The organism is Eubacteriales bacterium, assembly GCA_041390245.1.
GTDB lineage: Bacteria > Bacillota > Clostridia > Christensenellales > JAWKQI01 > JAWKQI01.
The window spans coordinates 207,339-233,349 of sequence record JAWKQI010000004.1; the positions used below are offsets into that span (position 1 = coordinate 207,339).

At 38.5% G+C, this 26,011-nt stretch carries 20 protein-coding genes and 1 other annotated feature; of the genes, 16 read left to right on the forward strand and 4 right to left on the reverse strand.

Annotated elements, in window-relative coordinates; translation table 11 throughout:
• The first annotated feature begins 37 nt into the window (after window positions 1-37).
• From R2876_06595 to R2876_06630, 8 genes are all read left to right on the forward strand, one after another.
• Window positions 38-1,435: an MBOAT family protein gene (locus R2876_06595; GenBank protein MEZ4358271.1), complete on the forward strand. Its 1,398-nt coding sequence runs from the start codon at window positions 38-40 to the stop codon at window positions 1,433-1,435.
• A 15-nt stretch (window positions 1,436-1,450) separates the two neighbouring features.
• Window positions 1,451-2,899 (forward strand): hypothetical protein, encoded by a 1,449-nt coding sequence (locus R2876_06600; protein ID MEZ4358272.1) that lies wholly within the window; start codon window positions 1,451-1,453, stop codon window positions 2,897-2,899.
• Window positions 2,900-3,036: 137 nt separating this feature from the next.
• Window positions 3,037-3,684 (forward strand): hypothetical protein, encoded by a 648-nt coding sequence (locus R2876_06605; GenBank protein MEZ4358273.1) that lies wholly within the window; start codon window positions 3,037-3,039, stop codon window positions 3,682-3,684.
• A 14-nt stretch (window positions 3,685-3,698) separates the two neighbouring features.
• The gene (gene clpB / locus R2876_06610) at window positions 3,699-6,302 is read left to right on the forward strand and encodes an ATP-dependent chaperone ClpB (protein MEZ4358274.1); all 2,604 of its coding nucleotides are present in this window, start codon (window positions 3,699-3,701) and stop codon (window positions 6,300-6,302) included.
• 59 nt (window positions 6,303-6,361) lie between these two features.
• A complete protein-coding gene (locus R2876_06615; GenBank protein MEZ4358275.1) occupies window positions 6,362-6,586 on the forward strand; it encodes a FeoA family protein in 225 nt (74 codons plus the stop codon).
• Between the two features lie 12 nt (window positions 6,587-6,598).
• The gene (gene feoB / locus R2876_06620) at window positions 6,599-8,779 is read left to right on the forward strand and encodes a ferrous iron transport protein B (GenBank protein ID MEZ4358276.1); all 2,181 of its coding nucleotides are present in this window, start codon (window positions 6,599-6,601) and stop codon (window positions 8,777-8,779) included.
• A gap of 3 nt (window positions 8,780-8,782) precedes the next feature.
• Window positions 8,783-9,277, forward strand: coding sequence for a methylated-DNA--[protein]-cysteine S-methyltransferase (locus tag R2876_06625; GenBank protein MEZ4358277.1), 495 nt, complete (start codon window positions 8,783-8,785; stop codon window positions 9,275-9,277).
• Between the two features lie 294 nt (window positions 9,278-9,571).
• A complete protein-coding gene (locus R2876_06630) occupies window positions 9,572-10,330 on the forward strand; it encodes a hypothetical protein (GenBank protein ID MEZ4358278.1) in 759 nt (252 codons plus the stop codon).
• A 103-nt stretch (window positions 10,331-10,433) separates the two neighbouring features.
• Here the strand turns inward: R2876_06630 and R2876_06635 are convergent, their stop codons facing one another.
• Complete coding sequence (locus tag R2876_06635) at window positions 10,434-10,742, reverse strand: hypothetical protein (GenBank protein MEZ4358279.1); 309 nt, start codon at window positions 10,740-10,742, stop codon at window positions 10,434-10,436.
• A gap of 209 nt (window positions 10,743-10,951) precedes the next feature.
• Between R2876_06635 and R2876_06640 the strand changes: the two genes are divergently transcribed.
• Window positions 10,952-11,785 (forward strand): uridylate kinase, encoded by an 834-nt coding sequence (locus tag R2876_06640; protein MEZ4358280.1) that lies wholly within the window; start codon window positions 10,952-10,954, stop codon window positions 11,783-11,785.
• Window positions 11,786-11,833: 48 nt separating this feature from the next.
• Here R2876_06640 and nifJ read toward each other — a convergent pair whose 3' ends face one another.
• A complete protein-coding gene (gene nifJ / locus R2876_06645; GenBank protein ID MEZ4358281.1) occupies window positions 11,834-15,364 on the reverse strand; it encodes a pyruvate:ferredoxin (flavodoxin) oxidoreductase in 3,531 nt (1,176 codons plus the stop codon).
• A 361-nt stretch (window positions 15,365-15,725) separates the two neighbouring features.
• On the opposite strand from nifJ, the gene R2876_06650 reads away from it, so the two are divergent.
• Window positions 15,726-16,772 (forward strand): lysylphosphatidylglycerol synthase transmembrane domain-containing protein, encoded by a 1,047-nt coding sequence (locus R2876_06650; protein MEZ4358282.1) that lies wholly within the window; start codon window positions 15,726-15,728, stop codon window positions 16,770-16,772.
• Window positions 16,773-16,821: 49 nt separating this feature from the next.
• Here the strand turns inward: R2876_06650 and R2876_06655 are convergent, their stop codons facing one another.
• On the reverse strand, window positions 16,822-17,823 hold the full coding sequence (locus R2876_06655) for a GGGtGRT protein (protein MEZ4358283.1): 1,002 nt from the start codon (window positions 17,821-17,823) through the stop codon (window positions 16,822-16,824).
• Between the two features lie 13 nt (window positions 17,824-17,836).
• Entirely contained in the window at window positions 17,837-18,529 is a 693-nt protein-coding gene (locus tag R2876_06660) for a hypothetical protein (GenBank protein ID MEZ4358284.1), read from the reverse strand.
• A 186-nt stretch (window positions 18,530-18,715) separates the two neighbouring features.
• Between R2876_06660 and R2876_06665 the strand changes: the two genes are divergently transcribed.
• The 6 genes from R2876_06665 to R2876_06690 all read left to right on the forward strand — a co-directional run.
• Window positions 18,716-19,891, forward strand: a complete 1,176-nt coding sequence (locus tag R2876_06665; protein ID MEZ4358285.1) for a PLP-dependent aminotransferase family protein — start codon at window positions 18,716-18,718, stop codon at window positions 19,889-19,891.
• A gap of 77 nt (window positions 19,892-19,968) precedes the next feature.
• Window positions 19,969-20,195, forward strand: a binding site (T-box leader).
• A 56-nt stretch (window positions 20,196-20,251) separates the two neighbouring features.
• Window positions 20,252-22,186, forward strand: coding sequence for a methionine--tRNA ligase (gene metG / locus R2876_06670; protein ID MEZ4358286.1), 1,935 nt, complete (start codon window positions 20,252-20,254; stop codon window positions 22,184-22,186).
• Complete coding sequence (locus R2876_06675) at window positions 22,187-22,963, forward strand: TatD family hydrolase (protein ID MEZ4358287.1); 777 nt, start codon at window positions 22,187-22,189, stop codon at window positions 22,961-22,963.
• Entirely contained in the window at window positions 22,953-23,555 is a 603-nt protein-coding gene (locus R2876_06680; GenBank protein MEZ4358288.1) for a TatD family nuclease-associated radical SAM protein, read from the forward strand. Before R2876_06675 ends, R2876_06680 begins: the two co-directional genes overlap by 11 nt.
• Before the next feature lie 109 nt (window positions 23,556-23,664).
• Window positions 23,665-25,770, forward strand: coding sequence for a ribonucleoside triphosphate reductase (locus R2876_06685; protein ID MEZ4358289.1), 2,106 nt, complete (start codon window positions 23,665-23,667; stop codon window positions 25,768-25,770).
• On the forward strand, window positions 25,745-26,011 hold a 267-nt coding region (locus R2876_06690), incomplete at its 3' end, for a radical SAM protein (GenBank protein MEZ4358290.1). The genes R2876_06685 and R2876_06690, both read left to right, overlap by 26 nt.

Genomic DNA, 26,011 nt, shown 5'->3' on the forward strand with positions numbered 1-26,011 from the left:
TATCAGCTAATATGAAAGTAAGGTAGGGGGTAAATAGTTGGTCTTTAGTTCTGTAACATTTTTATTTATATTTCTTCCAATAGTATTTGGGGTAAATTTACTTTTTAAAAACATACAGGTTAAAAATATTGTTTTAATTATTTTTAGCCTGCTTTTTTATGCCTGGGGCGAACCTATATATGTGTTTTTGATGATAGCCTCAACGATTGCCAACTATTTTTTAGCCCTTTTTATTTCGAGGAGTACTGGCAAGGGAAAAAAAGCATTTCTAGTTTTAACTATTATATTTAATATAGGCCTTTTAGTAATTTTTAAATATACAAATTTTCTGGTAGATACTTTTAATTCACTGACAGGGTTAAGCCTTGCAGTTGCTAAGATCGCGATGCCGATTGGGATCTCATTTTTTACATTCCAGGCTATGAGTTATGTCTTAGACGTATACATGGGCAAGATAAGCGCGCAGAAAAACTATTTAAATATCGTTTTATATATTTCATTGTTTCCGCAGCTTATAGCCGGGCCTATAGTAAAATATCATGACATTGAGGAACAGCTGACAAAACGGGAGATGACTATAGAAAAAACAGCTCTTGGGATACGCAGGTTCAGCATAGGCTTAGCTAAAAAAGTGCTTGTAGCTAATGTTTTGGGAATGGTTGCAGATAAGGTGTATGCGCTTAATGCCGGTGAGTTAAATGTTTTAATAGCGTGGGCCGGCGCAATAGCTTATATGCTTCAGATATACTTTGATTTTTCGGGATATTCAGATATGGCGATAGGGCTTGGCAAAATGTTTGGCTTTACCTTTCTTGAAAACTTCAACTACCCTTATATATCAAAAAATATTAAGGAATTTTGGCGCAGATGGCATATATCACTCTCAACGTGGTTTAAAGAATATGTATATATACCGATGGGAGGAAACCGCAGAGGCAAACTTAGGACAAACGTAAATAAAATAACGGTGTTTTTTCTAACAGGGCTTTGGCACGGTGCTAACTGGACTTTTGTAGTCTGGGGGTTGTATAACGGTTTGTTTTTACTGCTTGAAGATATCAACGCTTTTAAAAAGAGGAAGTTCCCGGCAGGTTTGTCTAGAATATATGCACTGCTGGTTGTAGTCGTCGGGTTTGTTATTTTTAGGTCGGATACACTAAATGGTGCTATGATTATGCTTAAAAATATGTTTTTAGGGTTTAATTTTACAAGTGAGTCGGCCTCGCTTTTAAGCACTATTATTTCGCCGATGACGATTTTTGTATTTATTGCTGCAATAATAGCGAGTACGCCGATTTGCGGCTATATAAAAGAGCGCATAAAGGGGAGGTGGGCAAACGCTTTAAGCTATGCCTTGTCTTTAATGCTGTTTGGGTTAAGCGTGCTTTATTTGTCCATGTCGGCTTATAATCCGTTTATTTACTTTAGGTTTTAAAAGGAGCTATTTTTAGTGAATAAAAAAATATATAAATTGATATTCATAATAGTATTCTTTGCCATATGCACTATACCTTCTGTTTTTTTGCTTTTTGGATATGAAAATGCCAATTATGAAAACAGAGTGCTAAACAGCCTGCCTTCTTTGGCAGACGAAGATGGCGCTAATTTGTCTTTTCCTTCGGAATTCGATAGCTATCTGCTTGACAATTTTGCGTTTAAAGGGGAGATGGTGACCGCCTTTAACGAACTTACTATGGATTTATTTAATGAGACGTTGAATGAAAAGGCTATTATAGGAAAAGACGGCTGGCTTTTCTTTAAAGAGACTCTAGACGATTATTTAGGGAAAGATGTTCTAAGTGAAAGAAGTATCGACAGGATAGCAAAAGTACTTTTGATGCAGCAGGAATATTTAAACGATAAAGGTATAAATTTTGTCTTTACCGTAGTACCTAATAAAAATTCCATTTACCCTGAGTATATGCCGAATTATCTGGTTAAGGAAAGCGATATAAAAAATATTGATTTACTAAAAAAAGAACTTGAACGAAGAGGGGTTAACTATTTAGACTTAGAAAGTGAGTTAGAGCAAAACCTTGATTTAGGCACTCTTTACTATAAGGAAGATACCCATTGGAATGATCTAGGTGCGTTAATCGCCTATCGCGCAATCATGGGTGCAGCTACTGAAGAAAGCGTTGATTATAATAAATACGAAGATGTTGAAACAGAAAAATTATACGATTACGGCGGGGACCTTCATTATTTTGTCCTGCCTGCACTAAAGGGAGGGACAGAGCGTATCAAGCTTCTGATAGATACGGACTATACTCCGGATAGGCCGGTTAATTTAGACCGCGACGTATTAAATGGCACGACTTCCGATAAAAACAGCTTTAGGATATTGATGTTCAGGGATTCTTTCGGCAAAGCACTTTTTCCGCTTATAAGTTCAAATGTGGGCAGGGCCTACTTCTCGGCAGAATTCCCTTATAATTATTCTTATTTGGAAACTAAGGAGCCAGATGCCGTTATAGCCGAGATAGTAGAGAGAAATATAGACGAGCTTATTTCTACTGCGCCCAACATGGAAGCACCGCAATATGATATTTCCGGCAGCAAACTTGGGGGATTAAATGCTTATTTTGAAACCGAAACCGTATCAAAAACAATTAAAGTAAGCGGGTATTTTGACCCTGGTTGTTTTGATACGTCTACTGACAGCATAGTTCTTAGGCTTAGCGGAGAAAAAGAGTATACACTTGAAGCATTTCCTATACTTAAAGAAGATTTTAAGACCTCTGCTGTTGAGAGCTATGGCAGCGACGGGGAAAACGGAGGGTTTAGCTTGACTCTTCCCGGTGACATTGCTAAAGGGACATATAAAGCAAGTATCGTGATATCATCGCCAAATGGATATTATGAATCGGGCATACTGGGCAGTATAGCAGTTAAATAACTTAGGATAGTATTTTTAAGAGATGCATTATTGCATCTCTTTTTTATTTACGCAAAACTTACAACAAAAATTATATAAAATGCTTGACAAATTATTAATTAATGCTACAATTATTTTAAGATAAGGAGATAAGTACGATGAATAAAAATGTCTATAGCCTTGTGCTTATGGACAAGGTGGTAAATGAAATAGACCGCTTGGCATATGAGAAAAACACAAGCCGGTCTAATCTAATAAATCAGATATTGGCCGAATACGTAAGCCTTATTACTCCTGAAAAAATAAGGGAAGATACCTTTTTGCAAATGCAGGATTTAATAGAGGAAATAGGCCAATTCCGTATTCAGCAGTCCGGCGAGGGCATGTTACTTTTAAAAAGTGTTATTAAATATAAATATAATCCGTCTATACGTTATTGCGTGCGTCTAAACAGAAACCAGGCTCCGCACGTAGGAAGGCTAATAGCCGCGTTCAGAACGCAGAATAAAGAACTTTTAGACACGGTCTCAGGCTTTTTTAAACTTTGGATGTCGCTTGAGAAACGTCATGCGGCAAAGCATTTTAAAGAGGGGGAAGTTTTTGCCTCAATTGAGGAAGGTAAATACCAAAGAGAGTTCGTAACTCCTTTAAAAAAGTTATCTACCCAGCAGGTAGCGGAGGCGATAACAAACTATATAAATGTTTTTGACAGTGCCCTAAAAGCATACTTTGAAAACGGAGATTATGCAATAGACGAAATAGAAAGACTGTATATCGATTACTTTAAGAATTCACTTATCATTTAAAGGAGGGGTTAAAAATGGATGCAAGTAGATTTACGCAAAAAACAATGATGGCAGTAAAAGAGGCTCAAAGCCTTGCCAGTGAATATCAAAATCCACAAATTGAACAGGAACATTTAGCATATGCATTGATTTCGCAAGAAGGTGGCCTTATTGGCGAGCTTTTAAAGAAATCAAATGTATCGGTTGATGATTTAAAAGATGAAATAATGAAATCCATAGAAAGGATGCCTAAATTAAGCGTGGCAGGGCGGGAAATAGACAAGGTGTATGTTTCCCAAGATGTTGAGCGCGTTTTAACACAGGCACAGAATATGGCGCAGCATATGAAAGACGAATATGTGTCTGTAGAACATGTTATGCTTTCTTTGATTGAAAATGCATCTTCAAATTTAAAAAAGTTATTCGCAGATTTCAAAGTTAATAAAAATGAATTTTTGTCTGCCCTATCAAGTGTCCGTGGGAACGCAAAAGTTACTTCAGATTCACCGGAAGATACATACGATGTATTAAATAAGTATGGGTCTGACTTAGTTGAACTGGCGCGTAACCAAAAATTAGATCCTGTTATCGGCAGAGACGAGGAGATAAGAAACGTTATTCGTATACTTTCGAGAAAGACTAAAAACAACCCGGTTTTAATAGGCGAGCCGGGCGTAGGAAAAACAGCTATAGCCGAGGGTTTGGCTCTCAGGATAGTAAGGGGCGACGTACCTGAAAATTTGCGTGAAAGGCAGCTTTTTTCACTTGATATGGGATCGTTGATTGCGGGCGCAAAATTCAGGGGTGAGTTTGAGGAACGTTTAAAAGCAGTTTTAACAGAGATAAAAAAGAGCGAAGGCAAGATAATTCTATTTATAGATGAACTTCATACTATTGTCGGTGCAGGCAAGACGGAAGGCGCTATGGATGCGGGCAATATCTTAAAACCTATGCTTGCAAGAGGGGAACTCCACTGTATAGGTGCTACGACCCTTAACGAATATAGGCAGTATATTGAGAAGGATCAGGCGCTTGAACGCCGTTTCCAGCCGGTTATGGTAAATGAGCCGACAGTTGAAGACACCATATCCATTCTCCGTGGTTTAAAGGAGAGGTATGAAGTATTCCACGGCGTAAAGATTCAGGACCAGGCGCTTATATCGGCGGCAGTTCTTTCAAATAGGTACATATCGGATAGATTCTTGCCAGATAAGGCAATAGACCTAGTCGATGAAGCATGTGCGATGATAAGGACAGAGATGGATTCTATGCCGCAGGAATTAGACGATATATCAAGAAAAATAATGCAGCATGAAATAGAGGAGGCAGCCCTTAAAAAAGAGACGGGCGAATTATCAAAAGAACATCTGCACGAGATCCAAAGCGAACTTTCAGAAATGAGAGAAAAATTTAAGGAAATGAAGGCAAGATGGGAAAATGAAAAGAACGCTATTTCAAAGGTGCAGAAACTTAGGGAGGAAATAGAACAGCTAAGGGCAGAGATGGAAAAAGCAGAACGGCACTACGATTTGAACCGTGCTGCAGAAATAAAATACGGCAAGCTGCCGCAGCTTCAAAAAGAGTTAAGCGAACAGGAAAAAGTAGCCGAAAAGGGCAGAGGCAAAAATACCCTTTTAAGGGATAAAGTCACCGAAGAGGAGATAGCAAGGATAATCTGCCGCTGGACAGGGATACCGGTATCTAAGCTTATGGAAGGAGAAAGGGAAAAACTCCTTTCTCTGGAAGATACGCTTCATAAAAGGGTAATAGGCCAGGATGAGGCCGTAACCAAAGTCTCAGAGGCAATCATTAGGTCTCGTGCGGGAATAAAGGACCCTAACCGCCCGATAGGTTCATTTCTTTTCTTAGGGCCGACAGGCGTAGGCAAGACGGAACTGGCGCGTGCGCTTGCAGAAGTGTTATTCGACGATGAAAAGAACATGGTAAGGATAGATATGACTGAATACATGGAGAAATTTTCAGTTTCAAGGCTTATCGGTGCACCTCCGGGATATGTCGGCTACGAAGAAGGCGGGCAGCTTACAGAGGCGGTAAGGAGAAAACCTTATTCTGTAATACTATTCGATGAAGTAGAAAAAGCTCATCCAGACGTTTGGAACGTACTTTTGCAAGTATTAGACGACGGGCGTATTACGGATTCGCAGGGTAGGACGGTAGACTTTAAAAATACGGTTATAATCCTTACTTCCAACTTAGGATCTTCGTTTATATTGGAAGGTATGGACAAAAACGGTGAAATAAGCGCCGAAGCGCGGGCGCAGGTGGAAGCAATGCTTAAAAAACACTTTAGGCCTGAGTTCTTAAACCGTATAGATGAAGTAGTATTTTATAAATCTTTAACAAAAGAGGAAATAGGCAAGATAGTAGATTTGCTTATAGAGGATATAAAAAAGCGTTTAAAAGACAAACAGATAGAAATTAGTTTGACCGATGCCGCAAAAGAATATATTATAGAAACGGGTTATGACCCAATCTATGGTGCAAGGCCGCTAAAAAGGGTCTTACAGAGCAAAGTTGAGACTTTGGTTGCTAAGATGATAATCGAAGACAAGGTGTCGACCGGGCAGACTATAACGATAGACTATGATGGAGAAAAATTAGTGCCGAAAGTATCTTGACATAATAAAATATTGATGTAAATTTAGATAGGTAAGATTTTTAAAATAAGAGGGGTTTTATGACGCTTGATAAGTTACAAATGGGTAAAAGCGCAGTTATCACTGCTATAAAGGGTGAAGGCGCGCTAAGAAGGCGGTTGCTTGATATGGGGCTTACGCCAAAGACAAAAGTCATGATAAGAAAAGTGGCGCCTATGGGAGACCCGATAGAGCTGTTTATCCGGGGATATGAATTGACCATTCGCTTAGAGGAAGCCAGAAATATTGAAGTTGAATTAATATAGGGGATTAAAAATATGATTTTTGCACTTGCAGGAAATCAGAACTGCGGGAAGACTACGTTGTTTAACCAACTTACGGGAAGCAACCAGCATGTTGGTAATTTCCCAGGAGTCACTGTTGAGAAAAAAGAGGGTATAATCAAAAGGGCAAAAACTGCGACAGTTGTCGATTTACCGGGGATATACTCTCTTTCCCCTTATACTTCTGAAGAAGTGGTAACAAGAGATTTTTTAATAAAGGAGCGTCCGGACTGTATAATAAATATAGTCGATGCGACTAATATAGAGAGAAACTTATATCTAACGCTTCAGTTGATAGAATTAAATATCCCAATGGTAGTTGCACTTAACATGATGGATGAGGTAACAGCTTCCGGCGGGGCCATAAGTATACCCAAATTATCTGAAAAATTAGGCGTTCCAGTAGTTCCGATAGCGGCAGCTAAGAACCAAGGTATAAGTACGCTTATAGACCGCGTCATGGAGGTCGCAAGCGCAAAGGAACAGCCAAAAAGGATGGATTTTTGCTCAAACGAAGTGCACCGTGCTATTCACTCAGTTGCGCATTTGATAGAAGATCATGCAAATGCAAGGAATATACCGGTGCGTTTTGCTGCAACAAAACTTATAGAAGGCGATCAGCCCACAATACAAACACTTAAGCTAAATCAAAATGAACTGGATATTTTAGATCACATCACCAAAGAGATGGAGACCGCGCTTAATACGGATAGGGAAGCCGCCGTGGCGGACATGCGCTATAACTATATAGAATCTGTCGTTAAAGAAACGGTTAAAAAGAAAAGAGACACTAAGGAACAAATACTGTCTTTAAAGATAGATAAAGTTTTAACGAATAAATATCTTGCCATACCAATTTTCCTTTTGATAATGGGTATAATGTTTTATCTGACTTTTGACGTTTTAGGTGCGTTTTTAGGCAGCTTAATGGATTGGCTGGTCGGTGAGGTAACTAATATAGTAGATATTGCCCTTACATCATTTGGGTTAAATGAAACGATGCATTCCCTTATTATAGACGGAATATTTGCAGGCGTAGGAAGTGTCTTGTCATTTTTGCCGATAATTATCGTATTATTTTTCTTCTTGTCTATGCTTGAGGATTCTGGTTATATGGCGCGTGTTGCCTTCGTTATGGACAAGCCGCTTAGAAAAGTGGGTTTATCCGGCAGGTCGTTTGTTCCTATGCTTATAGGATTTGGCTGTTCAGTACCGGCGATAATGGCAACGAGGACTCTTGCAAGCGAGCGAGACAGAAAGCTGACCATAATGTTAACGCCGTTTATGTCATGCAGTGCAAAACTGCCTATATATGCAGTATTTATAATGGCGTTTTTCGTAAAATATAGGGCGGTCATTATGATAGGGCTGTATGTGCTTGGCATGGCAGTTGCAGTTTTATACGGTTTGCTTTTAAGAAAGACGATCTTTAAAGGAAATCCGGTTCCGTTTGTTATGGAACTCCCTGCATACAGGCTGCCTTCTCTTAAAAGCATGATGCTCCATATGTGGGAAAAGGCAAAGGATTTTATAAGAAAGGCTTTTACTATAATATTCGTGGCAACCATAGTCATATGGATACTTCAAAAGTTTGATTTTAGGTTTAACATCGTAGCAAACAGCTCAGACAGTATGCTTGCAAACATAGGTACATTGCTTGCGCCTATATTTGCGCCGTTAGGTTTTGGCAACTGGCAGATGTCTACAGCTTTAGTGACCGGGTTAACTGCCAAGGAAGCAGTTATAAGCACATTGTCTATTTTGTTTAACGTCTCGGACGCAACTATGTTAAGAGCGGCTCTAACACAAAGTATGAGTATGCTGGCGGCATTTTCATTCCTAGTTTTTACTCTTTTATATATGCCGTGTGTTGCAGCAGTCGCGGCGCTTCGGCGGGAAATGAATTCGTGGTGGCAGTCTGTAGCGGCAATGGCATCACAGACTTTGATAGCATGGATAGTTGCGTTTATTATTTATCAGGGCGGGTCCCTTTTGATTCTTTTAAATATAAAACTTATTGACATAATCGTAGCTGTCGTGATTTTAATAGCAGTTGTTTTGGCTATTAGGTTTATCATAAGAAACAAAGGAAGATGCACTGGTGATTGCAGCAGTTGCCCTTATGCTAAAAACGGCGGGCCGCAAGGATGCGGAATAAAAAATAAAAAGTGTTAAGATATGTACTTTGATGATAAAGAAAAAACTTATAACTTTATATTAAACACTGCAATTGGCGATATTTTATTGGCCGAAAGAGGCGGGTATATAATTATGTCCTCATTTAGCCAAATGCCTGTAGAGGGTACATTTCAGCAAACGGATCTACTAAGGGCCGCATCTTTGCAGTTAGATGAATACTTTTGCGGCAAAAGAAAGCGTTTTGATTTGCCGATACGCACAATTGGGACAAAGTTTCAACAAGAAGTCTTAAATGAGTTTATAAAAATACCGTACGGGCAGACTAGAAGCTATGCTGAAATGGCTAGAGGCATTGGAAAAGAAAAGGCAGCTCGTGCAGTTGGTAATGCTGCCGGGGCTAACAAATTGGCCATATTAATACCTTGTCATCGCGTTATACATTCTTCAGGGGATATAAGCGGATTCTCATCTGGAAACCAACGAAAAAAATTTTTGCTCGATTTAGAAAAGAAATATATGGGCTTTTTAGCATAAAATATTTAATTTTTATGTGAAAATAGCTAAAAACTTATGAATATTATACATTCAATTGTAAAAAGTTGCCTTATAGGTATTTACAAAATATGTGAAACCAAATAAAATAAGATTTATAAGTGGTTAAGATATTGTTTTAAAAATTTGGAGGTAAGCTTAAATTACAACTTTAGTTTATCATAAAAGCTATGTAATTTTATGGGTAATCGCAAAAAAACATCTTTAATATGTTTAATAGCTTTAATTTCTATATTAATTGTATTTAGTATAACTACAGCGAATACACTTGCAAACATGGATGGTTCTTTTACTCAAACCATCTCATCGCAGAACAGTACGCTAAATGCAACTGATAGTGACGCAGGATTTTTTGCTGGTATTTGGAATTCTATAACGAGTTTATTTAACAGCAACCTTAAATTATTTGTATTTTATATAATAATGATAGTAATACCGCTCCTTATAATACTGGCTATATTTATAGTCAAAAAAGGAGGAGTATATTATTATAAAAATGAAAATGGTGAGCAAGAGGGAGAAGAGAGGGTAGAAGTGAAAAAGCACGTTTTATATGATAAGGTACCAGATGATAAAAAAGATACTTTCTACGTTCAAGGTAGAAGATCAAATGACAACCTATCAAGAGCACACACTTTAAAGCCTGCTACTTCAAGCGAAATAAAAAATATAATAAAATCAAAAAAGGTAAGCGTTGTATCTATAGACAAAAACAACCCGGTCAAGGCAGTAGAACAGATTTTTCGCGATGTAGCAGAGGAAGACCTTAAAAAAGGCTACTATTATAAAGGCAAAGGGCAGTATAAACTTGCTGTTCAGTTCTTCGATGAGTATGTTTTGTTTACTTCTGATGATGAAAAGAGAAAACTAATTGAACTAGAGATAATATCCTGTATGCTTATTGCAAAAAAATACGATTCTGCAGAATACAGGATTTTAAGGCTTGCATCTAGCGGATATTCATTTACCGAACAGCAAATGAATAGGTTAAATAAAATTTTAGAGATAATCGGTAGCCCGCGCAGGTTAAAATAATATTTATTTGCATTTTTATAGGTCTTTGATGATTTAAGGCCTGTTTTAAAAATTTTCCCGCTAAACAAACTTTTATTCAAAACACAAAAATATGGCGGCATTATTAAATGACTATGTCAGTATAAAGCCGGCTTATTCTTTTTATTGCCCGGTCGTAAGCTGGCCTGAGTATACTGATATTGCTGTTTTTAACTGCATTTATACCCGGAGACAATAAAAAGCAGAAATTATCTTTTAAAGATAATAGGCCGTCTTTTTGACACTCTTCCAAAAATATATTTATTTGCCCTTGATATATGCGGTTAAAAGAAGATTCGGAGTAATAGTGTATAGGTGTTTTTACGGTATCGTTTAGTGAGTGAACCATTTGAATAAAGTCGTTTATTGTGTTTATCTGCTCAAATATTTGCATAAAGAACTAAAGCCTCCTTTTAAAACGAGAAATTTATTAGTTATATTATTTTAATAAAAACGAAAAACTTAAATTTTAACATATATAAATATTATTACCTTATATGTAAAAAACATTCCCTTTTTTGCTTTAATGTGATAACATCTATGTTGTAATTTATTAAGTTTATTTTTTTAAAAGATAAAACAAGTAGGAGAAGTAATGACAAAATGGCAAACTTTGATTTTGATGTTGTCGTAAAAATCGGTTCTATGGCTCTTATACGTCAAGAAGACAACGATCTTGATTATAACATCTTTTCGCGTCTGGCAAGCGAACTTAAGCCTGGATATGCATTAATTAGCTCCGGCGCGACAGAGATAGGCCGGCTTGATTATATGAAGAGAAACGGGCAAAGAGAGCTTAAAGGCGATATGGATGAGATAAAGGCAGATTATGCCGCACAAGGACAGGCTATATTGATGCAGAACTATAGGAAATTCATAAATCCTAAGTATTCGGTACGGCAGGTCTTAGTTGAACATGCACATTTTAACGACGAAGAAAAGAAGGAGCACATAAAAAAACTTCTTTTTAGAGCGGCAAACCAAAACGCCATACCGATAATAAACTACAACGATCCTGTATGTTCAGAGGAAAACAGGCGTATGGAAATAGCCGCACTTAGAAACAAGAAAGAAAATATTGTAGAATGTGTTGACAACGATGAGACTGCAGCCATTATCACCAAGATACTGAACGCACGTCTTTTAGTATTATTGACGTCTGTAGACGGGATTTTTAAGGATAAAGACGATCCTAATACCCTTATCCCCGAAATCATTGCTGAAAGCTATGAAAAATTAGAAAAGAAGGTAGATGAGATCATTACATACTGCAACGGCTCTTCCCGCAAGATGGCAGGCGGAGCGGCAGCAAAGCTTAAATTTGCTATGATCCCTATTGATTCTGGAACTACGGTTATCATTGCCAATGCAAAATACCATTTAAATGATATAATTAAAGGAATAGTTCCAAGAACTTTAATTTCTATTGAAAAATAAGATATAAAAAAACCACCTCATATGAGGTGGTTTTTTATTTATGATATTTTATTTATCACATTTATCAGCAAGTTTTTTATACAAGTTCATACGGTCTTTAGCTTCGCTTTCAGCATCCTCAAATAATTTATCAGCTGTTTCAGGATCCTGGCGGGACAAAAGTTTATATCTGTTCTCACCGAGAATAAAGTCGCGGTAACTTGCAGTTGGTTCTTTAGAGTCTATTGAAAGCGGATTTTTGCCTTCTTCTTTTAATTCTGGATTGAATCTGTATAACGGCCAATAACCGCTTTCTACCGCACGTTTTTCTTCCAACTGGGAATGGCTCATGTTTATACCATGGTTGATACACGGAGAGTATGCGATTATAAGTGAAGGCCCTTTATACTTTTCAGCTTCGTTTAAAGCTTTAAGAAGCTGTGCAGGATTTGAACCCATGGATACTGATGCTACGTATACGTATCCATATGTCATGGCTATTGCTCCTAAGTCTTTCTTGCGGGTACGTTTACCAGCAGCAGCAAATTTTGCAATAGAACCTGTAGGAGTCGATTTAGATGCTTGGCCGCCGGTATTTGAGTAAACCTCTGTATCTAGAACGAGTATGTTTACATCTTGACCCATAGCGATTACATGGTCTAACCCGCCGTAACCTATGTCATATGCCCATCCGTCTCCGCCGATTATCCAAACGGATTTCTTAGTGAACAGGTCTTTATCTGCATATATTTCTTCCAAAAGTTTTTTGTTGCAGCATTTGCAGTCTTTTAAAAGCTCAGGTATCAATTTAGCAAGCTTATCTCCATATTCTCTGGATTTATCTGCATCGTCTGCGTTATCAAGCCATAATTTTAAAGTTTCATTTAATTCGGCATTGCAAATGTCAGAGCTCAATATTTCCTTAACTTTGTCTTTTAGCGCATCGCGTCTTTGCGTTAAGGCGATATTCATACCAAAGCCGAACTCTGCATTATCTTCAAATAACGAGTTGCCCCAGGCAGGCCCCTGCCCTTTTTCATTTTTTGTGTATGGGCATGTAGGTGAGCTTCCGCCGTATATTGAAGAACATCCGGTAGCATTAGCTATTACCATCCTGTCTCCGAAAAGCTGGGTAACTAATTTAACATAAGGTGTTTCACCGCATCCGGCACAAGCGCCTGAGAACTCGAACAACGGCTGTAAGAACTGGCTGCCGATAACGGTGTTTTTATTTACATTAACCTGAGGTTTATCTAATGAGACAGCAAAGTTCCAGTTTTTATCTTCCTTATCGGAAATCGTTTCAAGAGGAACGAGCTTTAACGCCTTTTCCTTGGCAGGGCAGACATCTGCGCAGTTACCGCAGCCTGTACAATCAAGAGGACTTAACTGTATCCTGAATTTAAGGCCTGCAATGTCTTTGCCGCGGGCGTCTTTAACGACGTAGTCGGCAGGAGCGCCTTTTAACTGCTCTTCTGTTGCGAGGAAAGGACGTATGCAAGCGTGCGGACAAACAAGCGAGCACTGGTTGCACATTATGCAGTTTTCAGGTATCCATTCTGGAACTGTAACGCCGATTCCGCGTTTTTCGTATTTTGTCGTGCCTGTCGGGACAAATCCTTTAGGATCGAATGCACTGACAGGGAGGTTGTCGCCTTTTAATGCAATGATAGGATGAATGAAATCTTTAAAGTATTCATTATCTGCAACTTCTGCCATTGGAGCACCTTCAGATGCAGTTGCCCAGGAAGAAGGATATTTTACTTCTATCAACTCTGTTGCAGCCTTGTCGATTGCCTGGTTGTTCATATTTACAATCTTATCACCCTTTTTGCCATAAGTCTTTTTAACTGCTTCTTTCATATATTTAAAAGCATCGGCTTCTGGTAATACACCGGCTGCTTTAAAGAAAGCTGCCTGCATGACCATATTGATCCTGCCGCCAAGACCTATGTCTCTTGCTATTTTAATAGCATCTATAGTGTAGAATTTAAGGTTTTTCTTTGCGATTGTGTTTTTCATAGGAGCAGGGAGCTGGCTTTCCATCTCCTCAGCAGACCATGGGGAATTCAAAAGGAATATTCCGCCTTCTTTTATACCTTCCAATACGTCGTATCTTGTGACATAAGAAGGATTGTGGCAGGCTATCAAATCTGCTGTATCTATGAAATAAGAAGACTGTATCGGGCTTTTACCAAACCTTAAGTGAGAAATGGTAATACCACCGGATTTTTTAGAATCATACTGGAAGTAGCCCTGGGCATACATGTCAGTGTGGTCACCTATTATCTTAATCGAGTTTTTGTTAGCGCCTACAGTCCCGTCAGACCCAAGACCGAAGAATTTACAGCGGTATAAGCCTTCTGGAGCAGAATCAATATAATCTTTAACATCTAAAGATAAATTTGTAACATCGTCTTTTATACCAACTGTGAAGTGGTTTTTAGGAGATGAGGACTGCATATTGTCATAGATGGCTTTAACCATAGATGGAGTAAAGTCTTTAGAACTGAGCCCGTACCTTCCGCCGATGACTTTGATATTGATTTTTTCTTCAGCAAGTGCAGTGATAACATCTTGGTAAAGAGGTTCTCCGGCAGCACCCGGTTCTTTAGTCCTGTCAAGAGCACAAATTACTTTAGCTGTCTTTGGTATAACCTTTGTAAAATCTTTTATTGAAAAAGGTCTATAAAGCCTTATTTTTATAAGGCCTAACTTTGCGCCTTTTTTGTTCAAATAATTTATAGCTTCTTCAATAACGTCGCAGGATGAACCCATAGCAACTGTTATATATTCTGCATCCGGTGCACCGACGTAATCAAAGAGGTGATACTGTCTGCCAATAAGCTTTGCAAACTCATCCATAGCTCCCTGAACAATTTGGGGAGTTGCATCGTAGTATTTATTGCAAGCTTCGCGGTTTTGGAAATATGTGTCCGGGTTTTCTGCAGTTCCCTGCTGATGCGGATGCTCAGGATTCATACCTCTGTCACGGAAACGGCGGATAGCCTCAAAATCAGTAAGCTTAGCCAAGTCTTCATAATCTAAAAGTTCTATTTTAGATACTTCATGGGATGTTCTGAAACCATCGAAGAAGTGAAGGAAAGGTACGTTGCTTTTTATAGTAGACAAATGTGATATAGCGCCTAAATCCATAACCTCCTGAACAGAAGCAGAAGCGATCATAGCGAAACCGGTTTGACGGCAAGCCATAACGTCAGAATGGTCACCGAAAATTGAAAGAGCATGTGTAGCAAGAGTTCTTGCACTTACATGGAAGACGCAAGGTAAAAGTTCTCCAGCGATTTTGTACATGTTTGGTATCATTAGCAACAATCCCTGAGAAGCTGTAAATGTAGATGTTAGGGCACCGGCAGCAAGCGAGCCATGTACGGCACCGGCAGCACCGGCTTCGGATTGCATCTCAGACATTTTCATGATATTCCCAAAAAGATTTTTTCTACCATGAGCAGCCCATTCATCGCAAGATTCCGCCATTGGTGATGATGGAGTTATTGGATATATAGCACCGACATCTGAAAAGGCATATGCGACATGGGCGGCAGCGGTATTACCGTCTATCGTTTGTTTTTTTGCCATTAGTAGCAAACCTCCTTAAATTTGTAGTTGATAAAAACGTTATAAATAAAATATCAACTATTTATAATTTCCAGCATTTATTACGAAAAAATGCAGTTTTTAACCTTATATATTATATAACTTATAAAAGTTAAAAGTCAAGGAAACGAGGGGATCCTAAACGCTATATTTATATTAAAATATACATCTTAAATATTATTTATAAATATAATTATATTGTACTGTAATTTATTACACATTAGTCAGCCACATTTTGCTTGTAATGTAAATTGCTGCATGCTAAAATGGTAAGCGTAAAGTTATGGCCTTATTTTTGGGATCATAGAGTTTAAGAAAAAAACACCTATTTTTGGAGTGATTTATGAAATCCAACATGAAGAAGTTCGTAAGACTAATCTATATACTTATAACAGTAGGAGTAATAGTAGCTTTTGGTTTATTCGATCCAAATTTTAAAGGCGCTGTACAAATAATTCCAACATTAAAACTCAAATACGTTTTATTAGGTGTTTTTTCTATTGGCATGTATTGGATCATGGATGCTGTGAGCCTTAAATATGTTACCGGCTTCATGTACAAGAAAGTTTCTTTTCTAAAAACTTTTCGCATTGCGATTATTGGACAATACTATAGTGCACTTACCCCTTCGTCAACGGGCGGGCAGCCTATGCAAGTTATGTATATGAAGAGGGACGGTATACCGGTCGGCACTTCTACTTGCATAATGTTGATCAAATTTATATGCTATCAATTAGGCACTTTTTTACTTTTCCTTTTAGGAATGGTATTAAGAGGGTCTTATTATTTTGCTACTATCAATAGTATATTCTGGCTTTCTATTGTAGGGTTTTTAACAAACTTTATAGTGGTTGTGCTTTTGGCTTTGTCTATTTTTAGAGAGAGTTGGGTATTAAAAATCGGCACGGCGCTCATCAGGTTTGGCTGTTTTTTAAAGATTATAAAAAACAAGGAAAAAACAACTAATAGCCTTATGAAGCTGGTTTCTGATTTTAGGATGGCCGTAGGTTATGTTAAAAAATACAAGCTTAAAGTTTTTATAAATTTTTTAATGATATTGGTACATCTGTTATCGCTTTATTCAATAACTACGTGGATATATTTGGCCTTTGGGCAAACCGGAGGAATGATTTTAGATATAATATTCCTGCAGGTGTTCTTAACTGTAACAGTCACCCTTTTCCCAATGCCAGGAGCGACAGGAGCATCTGAAATTGGTTTTTATGGATTCATGGCCATGTTCTTTAAATCGGATGTGATATTTTTAGCAATGCTTATGTGGCGTCTTATAACTTACTATTCTAATATATTTATCGGAGCGATTTATGTTTTGATAGAAGAAATTTTATCTTTCAGAAAAAACAAAATGAACGCTCAGCAAGAATCTTAAACTAAAAATAAAAAAACCGCTAACAAAGCGGTTTTTTTATTTGCTAAAATTATTTATTAAAATACTCTTCTACAGCAACGGCAACAGCAACAGATGCACCTACCATAGGATTGTTTCCCATCCCGATAAGTCCCATCATTTCAACGTGTGCCGGAACTGAAGATGAACCAGCGAACTGTGCATCGCCATGCATTCTTCCCATTGTATCAGTCATACCGTAGCTTGCAGGGCCGGCAGCCATGTTGTCTGGATGAAGAGTTCTGCCTGTTCCGCCGCCTGATGCAACCGAGAAATATTTTTTCCCGTTTTCAACAGCCCATTTTTTATATGTACCAGCAACAGGATGCTGAAAACGAGTTGGGTTGGTCGAGTTACCTGTTATAGATACATCGACTTTTTCATGCTGCATTATAGCAACGCCTTCGGAAACATCGTCTGCTCCGTAACAGCGTACTAATGCCCTGTCGCCATTTGAATATGGTTTTACAAATACTGTTTTTAATTCTCCTGTATAATAGTCGTATTTTGTTTCAACATGTGTAAAGCCGTTTATTCTGGAAATTATCTGTGCCGCATCTTTTCCAAGGCCATTTAATATAACCTGAAGAGGTTTTTTCCGGACTTTGTTAGCAGTTCTGGCAATGCCGATAGCGCCTTCAGCTGCAGCAAAGGATTCGTGCCCTGCCAAGAAGCAAAAACATGAGGTTTCTTCACGCAGTAGCATCGCAGCCAAATTGCCGTGGCCTAGCCCTACTTTTCTTTGGTCTGCTACAGATCCTGGTATACAGAAAGCCTGGAGTCCAATGCCAATAGCTTCTGCTGCATCGCTTGCTTTTTTAGCATTCTTTTTAATTGCTATAGCGCAGCCAAGAGTATATGCCCAAACGGCGTTGTCAAATGCTATAGGCTGAACTGCCCTGACTATTTCTTCAACGTTTATTCCTTTATCAACGCAAAAGCTCTTTAATTCTTCAAAAGAGTCAAAGCCGTATTCTTTCATTACTTTCCTAATGGATTCAATTCTTCTTTCATATCCTTCAAATCTGACCATCTTAAACACCCTCCTATTCTTTGCGCGGATCAATTACTTTAACTGCATCCGCGAAACGCCCATAAGTACCGATGTTTTTTTCAAAAGCTTCCTGATAGGATTTGCCGGCTTTGATTGCATCCATTACTTTGCCTAAATTTACAAATTTGTATCCGATAATTTCATCGTTTTCATCAAGGCCGACTTCAAGGACATACCCTTCAGCCATTTCTAAGTATCTTGGGCCTTTAATTTTTGTAGAGTACATAGTGCCGATCTGTGAACGAAGGCCTTTTCCTAAGTCTTCAAGGCCTGCACCGATCGGGAGGCCGCCTTCTGAAAAAGCAGTCTGGCTTCTTCCGTAAGCTATCTGCAAGAAAAGTTCTCTCATAGCTGTGTTTATAGCATCACATACCAAGTCTGTATTCAAGGCTTCTAATATAGTCTTTCCAGGAAGGATTTCCGCTGCCATTGCGGCTGAATGTGTCATACCAGAACATCCAAGTGTTTCAATCAAAGCTTCCTCTATTATTCCACTTTTGACGTTTAAAGTAAGTTTACAGGCTCCCTGCTGTGGAGCGCACCAGCCAACGCCATGCGTTAGAGCTGAAATGTCACTTACTTCTTTTGATTCGACCCATTTTCCTTCACAGGGAATTGGCGCCGGGCCATGTTTAGGACCTTTTTTTACGCAGGTCATTTGCTCAACTTCGTGTGAGTATTCCATATGTTAAAAATCTCCTTTCGTTTATAAAATATAAAACATTTTTATTATATCATACATGATATCGATTTTAGAAGATAATTATATCAAATTATGCTATTAAATAGTATTCTTAATTTTCCTTTATATATTTGAAATATTTATAAAAACATTTTATAATAAATTAATATTTAAAAGTAGGAGAATAAAATGTACAGTTTTGCAAAAAGGCTTGATAATGTATCCGGCAGCGCTATCCGTCAGATATTTTCGCTTCTGGCAGACCCGGATATAATATCCTTTGCGGGAGGGAATCCGGCGCCGGAAAGCTTCCCTAAAGAGGAAATAGCCAAAATCTCACAAAAATCACTTTTGGAAAAAGGCGATACTATCTTACAATACGGCGGAACGCTTGGAATGCCTGCGTTTATAGATGTAGTTGTTGATATGTATAAAAAATACGGCGTTAACGCTTCAAATAATGAGATTATCATAACTACTGGCTCGTCTCAGGGAATAGAGCTTATGAGCAAAGCGTTTTTGAACCCAGGGGACAGCGTACTTGTTGAAAGCCCTACGTTTTTGGGAGCGCTGCAGACTTTTCTTACTTATGAAGCTAACGTAGTTGAAGTTGCTATGGATGATGAGGGCATAATATTAAAAGAGCTTGAAGATGCTATCGTTAAAAACAAACCTAAATTTTTATATACCATTCCTACATTCCAAAATCCAACAGGGAAGACTATGGGCAAAAAACGCCGGCAGGAAGTTTATGACGTATGTAAAAAATATAACGTACTTATATTAGAAGACGACCCATATCGTGAGTTAAGATACAGCGGAGAAAAACTCCCGCTTATAAAGAGCATGGATACGCAGGGCATAGTAGTTAATCTGCTGAGTTTTTCAAAGATAATTTCACCGGGGCTGCGTGTAGGCGCTGTTAATGCTTCTTCTGATATAATTGCAAAGTTTAATATATTAAAACAGGGGATAGACGTGCATACGCCAAACCTTACACAGGAAATAGCCCTTGAGTATGTGAAAGAGGGAATGTTAGACGGACATATAAAAAAAATATGTAAAATGTATACCAAGAAGATCAATGCAATGCAGTCTGCTATAAAAAAATATTTTCCAGAGGAAATAAAAGTTACGCATCCGGACGGTGGGTTATTTATATGGGCGACGCTTCCTGACTATGTAGATGCGGTTGAAGTGTTTAAAGCAGCTGTTAAGGCAAAAGTTGCTTTTGTGCCTGGAACATATTTCTTTGCCGCTGGCGGGCATAAAAACACTCTAAGGCTTAATTTTTCCATGGCCAGCGAAGAAAAGATAAATATTGGAATAGAGAAATTATCTGAAGTAATAAAAACTTTCATATAAGTAAAAAATATATTGTACAAGCCCTCAAATATTGACATTTAATGGGCGTAATACTATAATTTTTACAAATATATATTTTAAAAGCAATGACAAAAAAGAGTAACGTTTATAAGCCTTATTAAAAGAGAGCCGGGCAAGGTGAAAACCGGTATCAGGTTTAAATGTGAACATGGTTTTTGTAGCCGCTTAAGTGAATTTATTAGCTTTAAGCCGTTTTTTGAGCGATACGTTATAATCGCTAACCTAAAGTTGCCGTTAAAAACGGACAAATAGGGTGGTACCGTGTTATTATAATGCCCCTATACCCAAAAGGTTTTAGGGGCTTTTTAAATAAGCAAAGGAATTTAAGGAGACTTATTTATGAAAAAATACTATATTACAACTCCTATCTATTACCCGAGTGATAAACTGCATATAGGTCATGCTTATTGTACTGTGGCCGCAGATGCCATAGCACGCTTTAAACGCCAGCAGGGATACGACGTCATGTTTTTGACGGGGAGCGATGAGCATGGGCAAAAGATAGAGAGAATAGCCAAAGAAAAAAATGTTTCGCCGAAAGAGTATGTAGATTCTATAGTCGAAACGATTAAAGACTTGTGGAGCTTAATGCAGATATCAAACGATGATTTTATAAGGACCACTGATGAGCGGCACGTTAAATCCGTTCAGAAGATGTTTGATAAGCTTTATGAACAAGGCGATATTTATAAAGGTGAATACGAAGGCTGGTACTGCACTCCGTGCGAGGCGTTCTGGTTAGAGAGGCAGTTAGTAGACGGCAAATGCCCGGATTGTGGAAGACCTGTTGAAAAGGCAAGGGAGGAAGCATACTTCTTTAAGATGAGCAAGTATGCGCCAAAATTGATAAAATACATAGAAAGCCATCCTAAGTTCATACAGCCGGAATCCAGAAAGAACGAGATGCTAAATAACTTTTTGCGTCCGGGCTTAGAGGATTTATGTGTAAGCAGGACCTCGCTTAAATGGGGCATACCCGTGGATTTTGATAAAAAGCATGTGGTTTACGTATGGTTGGATGCGCTTTCTAACTACATAACAGCTCTTGGATATTTAGGAGAGGACCAGTCTAAATTTGAAAAATACTGGCCGGCGGATTTGCATCTGGTTGGAAAGGAGATAGTTAGGTTCCATACAATCATATGGCCGATTATGTTAATGGCATTAGGGCTGCCGCTGCCAAAGCAGGTCTTTGGGCATGGCTGGTTAGTCTTAGACGGCGGAAAGATGAGTAAATCCAAAGGAAATGTAGTAGACCCTGTTAAACTTATAGACAGGTACGGCGTTGACGCCATACGGTATTTCTTACTTAGAGAAGTCCCGTTTGGGCAGGATGGTGTGTTTTCAAATGAAGAACTGCTATTCAGGATAAATTCAGACCTTGCAAACGATTTAGGCAACCTGCTTTCAAGGACTATTGCAATGGTGGAAAAATATTTTGACGGAACAGTGCCGGTAAATATAGAAAAGACGGAATTCGACGAAGAGATCGAACAAAAAACGACTTCACTTATGCCACGGATAGTTAAAGATATGGATGCACTTAATATCCCTGAAGCGCTTTCGGATATTTGGGATTTAGTAGGTAGCCTGAATAAATATATAGATTTAACTCGTCCGTGGGTCCTGGCTAAGGATGAAACTAAAAAGAAAAGGCTGGCGTCTGTCATGTATCATTTAGCCGAGGGGCTTAGGATTGTCGGTATAGCGCTTAATCCATTTTTAATGGATACATCAAAAGAGATATTATCAAGACTTGGTGTTAGTGAAGAGTTGCGCGACGTAAAAACAGCAAAATTCGGAAGGCTTGGATCTACAAAAGTTGTTAATGGGAAAGCAATATTCCCAAGGATAGATGTTAAAAAAGAATTAGCAGAATTAGAAGAGATGACAAAAAAACAAGCCGAGGTGGCAAAAAAAGAAACAGAAGAAAAAAAAGAATCTGCTGCAGGTGAAATTTCATATGAAGATTTTGCTAAACTAGACCTGCGCTTAGCTACAATAGTATCCTGCGAGACTATTGAAAAAAGCGATAAATTGTATAAACTTAAGGTGAAAATAGGAGATGAAACAAGGCAGATAGTCTCCGGAATTAAAAATGCATATACTTGCGAAGAGCTTATAGGCAAAAAAATAATAGTGATTGCCAACTTAAAGAAGGCAAAGATAAGGGGAGTTGAGTCTTTCGGCATGCTGCTTGCTGCCGGGGAAGGAGAGAAACTTACTCTTATGACGTCTGACAAAGATTTAGGCGACGGGTTAAAGGTGAACTAAATGAGGCTGTTTGATACCCATGCACACGTTACCGACGAGGCTCTTGATAGTGCCAGAAAAGACATCTTGTTATCTTTAAATAAGGATCTGGCCGGTTTTATGGAGTGCGCCACCTGTTTAAATGATATGGATAAGGTGGTTTCAATATCCAAAGAAAACGAAAGAGTTTTCTGCGCTGTAGGGGTACACCCCCATGAGGCAAAAGATTTTGGCGATTTAACTGTTGATAAAATAAAGAAGCTTTTGGATTTTAAAAGGACGGTTGCTATTGGGGAGATCGGGCTTGACTACCACTATGAGTTCTCGCCTAAAGACGTTCAAAAAGACGTTTTTGAAAAACAGCTGTCTTTGGCTAAAAGCTTAAAAGTTCCAGTTGTAATACACATGAGGGAAGCAACTAAAGATACTATCGATATACTTAAAGCTCATAGCGGAGTCAACGGCGTTTTTCATTGTTTCAGCGGCTCTAAAGAGACGGCGAAGATAGCTCTTGACATGGGGTTTTATATATCGTTTTCCGGAACGGTTACATTTTCAAATGCCGTGTCGGTTGTAGAAGCTGCGGATTATGTGCCAATTGACAGGCTAATGGCAGAGACAGACAGCCCCTATCTATCGCCGCAACCGTTTCGCGGCAAGACGAACAGGCCGGAAAATGTTAGGTATACCATTGAAAAACTGTCTCAAATAAAGGGGATATCATTTGAAGAGATGCGTGAAATAAACATAGTAAATTTTAAGCGTCTTTTTAATGTATTGGAGAAATATGAAGGATAAAAAGGACATCTATGTATATAAGATAAAAGATGCGCTCTACGTTAATTTCACGAACAAATGCACCAACAGATGCAATTTCTGTATAAGGAATACAAATAACGGTATAGCAGGATTTGAATTATGGCTTGACAAGGAACCGACAGCCGAAGAAATAATAGCCGAGGCGGAAAAATTTACGGGATTAAAAAAAATGGTCATGTGCGGTTTTGGGGAACCGATGATCAAGATAGACGAATTAGTTAAAGTGGCTAAATACTTTAAGGAAAAAGGGTTTTATATACGTGTCAATACAAATGGGCAGGCAAATGCATATCATGGCAGAGATGTAACTAAAGACATCGCCGGCATTGTAGACAATGTATCTGTCAGTATGAATGCACCGACAGCAGCAGAATACCAGAAAATATGCAATAGTATATACGGTGAAGAAGCGTTTGACCATATGATAGATTTTGCGAAGAAATGTATTGAAAAGGGAATTCAAGTGACATTTAGCGTAGTTGATGTAATAGGCAAGGAAAATATCGATAAGTGTGAAAAAATAGCAAAAGAGGTAGGGGCTAGATTCAGAGTTAGGCCGTATATTAAATAAATTAAAAATTTTTAAAAACCAATTGACACTATATGTTGTATATCTTATAATGATACCATACAATATTTTCCGTTGGGAATATAAGCAATCGCTAAGGAGGAACTGGACCATGATAGACAGGATAATTAAAAGAGACGGCAGAATAGAGAAATTTGACAAGCAAAAGATTGCTGACGCTATTTTTAAGGCAGCTAAAGCCATGGGAGGAGATGACTTCCAGTTGGCTGAGAGATTAGCACAACAGGTAGTGGACATTGCATATATGCAGTATGGTAGCGAACACATACCAGAGGTGGAAAATATACAGGATATTGTCGAGCGCGTGCTTATCAAAAACGGGCACGCAAAAACGGCTAAATCTTACATCTTGTATCGTGAAAAGAGAAAATCTGCAAGAGAAATGAATGCTCTTGTCGGAGCGACTATAGACATGTTTTCAGACTATTTAAAAGACAGGGATTGGTCTATTAAAGAAAACGCAAATACGCAAAAGAGCGTAAACGGGCTTAACAATTATGTCCGTGAGGCTTTTACGAAAAAATACTGGCTTTATGAAATTTATCCGCAGGAAGTGCGCGAAGCGCACGAGAGCGGTGCTTGCCATATACATGATTTAGGGTTTTTCGGCCCGTATTGTGCAGGCTGGGATTTAAGGCAGCTTTTAAGAGATGGATTTGGCGGTATTCCGGGCAAAGTGGAATCAAGGCCTGCCAAACACCTTCGTACGTTTCTTGGGCAAGTAGTAAATTCAACTTTTACAACACAAGGCGAAACGGCAGGGGCTCAGGCATGGTCTTCTTTCGATACTTATTGCGCTCCGTTCATAAGAAAAGACAATATGAGTTTTGCACAGGTAAAACAGTGCCTGCAGGAATTTGTATTCAATATAAACGTTCCTACCAGAGTTGGGTTCCAGTGTCCTTTTTCTAATTTGACATTTGACATAAAAGTTCCCTCCACTCTAAAAAATCACCCGGTTATAATGGGCGGAGTGGAAACGGAAGACGTATATGGAGATTTCCAAAAAGAGATGGACTTATTCAATAAGGCATTTTGTGAAGTAATGCTCGAAGGGGATGCAAAAGGCAGGGTCTTTACCTTCCCGATACCGACTATTAATATTACCAAAAACTTTGACTGGGATAGTGAAGTTGTAGATGATTTCATGAGGATAACATGTAAATATGGTATACCTTATTTTGCAAACTATGTAAATTCGGATCTGTCACCGGAAGATGCGGTTTCTATGTGCTGTCGTCTTAGGATAGATACTACTGAACTTAGAAAGCGCGGAGGCGGGCTGTTTGGCTCTAATCCACTTACAGGCTCTATAGGCGTATTTACTATTAACCTTCCCAGGATAGGCTACAAAGCTAAAACGAAAGAGGAATTTTTTGAAAACGTTAAAAAGATAGCCGAGATCGGCAAAACGTCTCTTGAAATAAAGAGGAAAATAATAGAAGATCAGACGGATAAGGGTTTATATCCTTATTCCATGGTTTACTTAAGGCAGGTAAAAAAACGTTTCGGGCAATATTGGTATAACCATTTTAACACTATCGGAATAATCGGCATGAACGAAGCTTTGCTTAACTTTATGGGCAGAGGAATTGAGACGGAAGAGGGCCAGGCTTTTGCGATAGAGATAATGAATTTCTTAAGAGACTTAATGAAACAGTTCCAGGAGGAGACAGGGCAGTTTTATAACCTTGAAGCAACTCCTGCAGAAGGTACGAGTTACCGCCTCGCGAATCTAGACCGCCAGCGTTATCCGGATATCATAGCGGCAGGAAAGAATGTACCTTATTATACGAACTCCTCTCAGCTTCCGGTCGGCTATACCGATGACATATTTGAAACGCTTATGTTACAGGATAAGCTGCAGTCTCTTTATACCGGCGGGACGGTTCAGCACTTATATCTAGGTGAGAGAATAGAAGATATAAATGTGGCAAAAGCCCTTATCAAAAAAGCGTTTGAGCAATTTAAAATACCTTATATTTCTTTAACACCTACATTTAGCGTCTGCGACAGCCACGGATACATTGCCGGCGAGCACTTTAATTGCCCGGAATGCGGGAAGGAAACAGAAGTATGGTCTAGAGTCACCGGATATTTAAGGCCTGTAAATAATTACAACCCCGGCAAAAAAGAAGAATATTTAAATAGGAAAAAATTTGTAATTAACAATGAGCAAATTGAACATAACGCTTAATAAAAATTCGTTTGTAGATTATCCGGGGAAAATAACAGCTATCTTGTTTTTCTCCGGATGTAATCTTAATTGCTGGTATTGCCATAACCGCCATATCTTAAATAAGGATACTGGGGTAATGCCGATTAAAGAAGCGTTTAGTTTTTTATCTTCCAGATTAGGTTTTCTAGATGCTGTGACTTTTAGCGGCGGGGAGGCACTATTGCAGCCCGAGCTTATAAAGTGGATTAAAAAGGCAAAG

Bases quoted from the DNA above. Each gene is read 5' to 3' on its own strand.
- R2876_06635 (MEZ4358279.1), bottom strand. From the start codon at position 10,742: ATGCAAATATTTGAGCAGATAAACACAATAAACGACTTTATTCAAATG.
- R2876_06640 (MEZ4358280.1), top strand. From the start codon at position 10,952: ATGGCAAACTTTGATTTTGATGTTGTCGTAAAAATCGGTTCTATGGCT.
- R2876_06655 (MEZ4358283.1), bottom strand. From the start codon at position 17,823: ATGGTCAGATTTGAAGGATATGAAAGAAGAATTGAATCCATTAGGAAA.
- R2876_06675 (MEZ4358287.1), top strand. From the start codon at position 22,187: ATGAGGCTGTTTGATACCCATGCACACGTTACCGACGAGGCTCTTGAT.
- R2876_06680 (MEZ4358288.1), top strand. From the start codon at position 22,953: ATGAAGGATAAAAAGGACATCTATGTATATAAGATAAAAGATGCGCTC.
- R2876_06605 (MEZ4358273.1), top strand. From the start codon at position 3,037: ATGAATAAAAATGTCTATAGCCTTGTGCTTATGGACAAGGTGGTAAAT.
- feoB (MEZ4358276.1), top strand. From the start codon at position 6,599: ATGATTTTTGCACTTGCAGGAAATCAGAACTGCGGGAAGACTACGTTG.
- R2876_06685 (MEZ4358289.1), top strand. From the start codon at position 23,665: ATGATAGACAGGATAATTAAAAGAGACGGCAGAATAGAGAAATTTGAC.
- R2876_06625 (MEZ4358277.1), top strand. From the start codon at position 8,783: ATGTACTTTGATGATAAAGAAAAAACTTATAACTTTATATTAAACACT.
- R2876_06650 (MEZ4358282.1), top strand. From the start codon at position 15,726: ATGAAATCCAACATGAAGAAGTTCGTAAGACTAATCTATATACTTATA.
- R2876_06665 (MEZ4358285.1), top strand. From the start codon at position 18,716: ATGTACAGTTTTGCAAAAAGGCTTGATAATGTATCCGGCAGCGCTATC.
- nifJ (MEZ4358281.1), bottom strand. From the start codon at position 15,364: ATGGCAAAAAAACAAACGATAGACGGTAATACCGCTGCCGCCCATGTC.
- clpB (MEZ4358274.1), top strand. From the start codon at position 3,699: ATGGATGCAAGTAGATTTACGCAAAAAACAATGATGGCAGTAAAAGAG.
- R2876_06630 (MEZ4358278.1), top strand. From the start codon at position 9,572: ATGGATGGTTCTTTTACTCAAACCATCTCATCGCAGAACAGTACGCTA.
- R2876_06660 (MEZ4358284.1), bottom strand. From the start codon at position 18,529: ATGGAATACTCACACGAAGTTGAGCAAATGACCTGCGTAAAAAAAGGT.
- metG (MEZ4358286.1), top strand. From the start codon at position 20,252: ATGAAAAAATACTATATTACAACTCCTATCTATTACCCGAGTGATAAA.
- R2876_06615 (MEZ4358275.1), top strand. From the start codon at position 6,362: ATGACGCTTGATAAGTTACAAATGGGTAAAAGCGCAGTTATCACTGCT.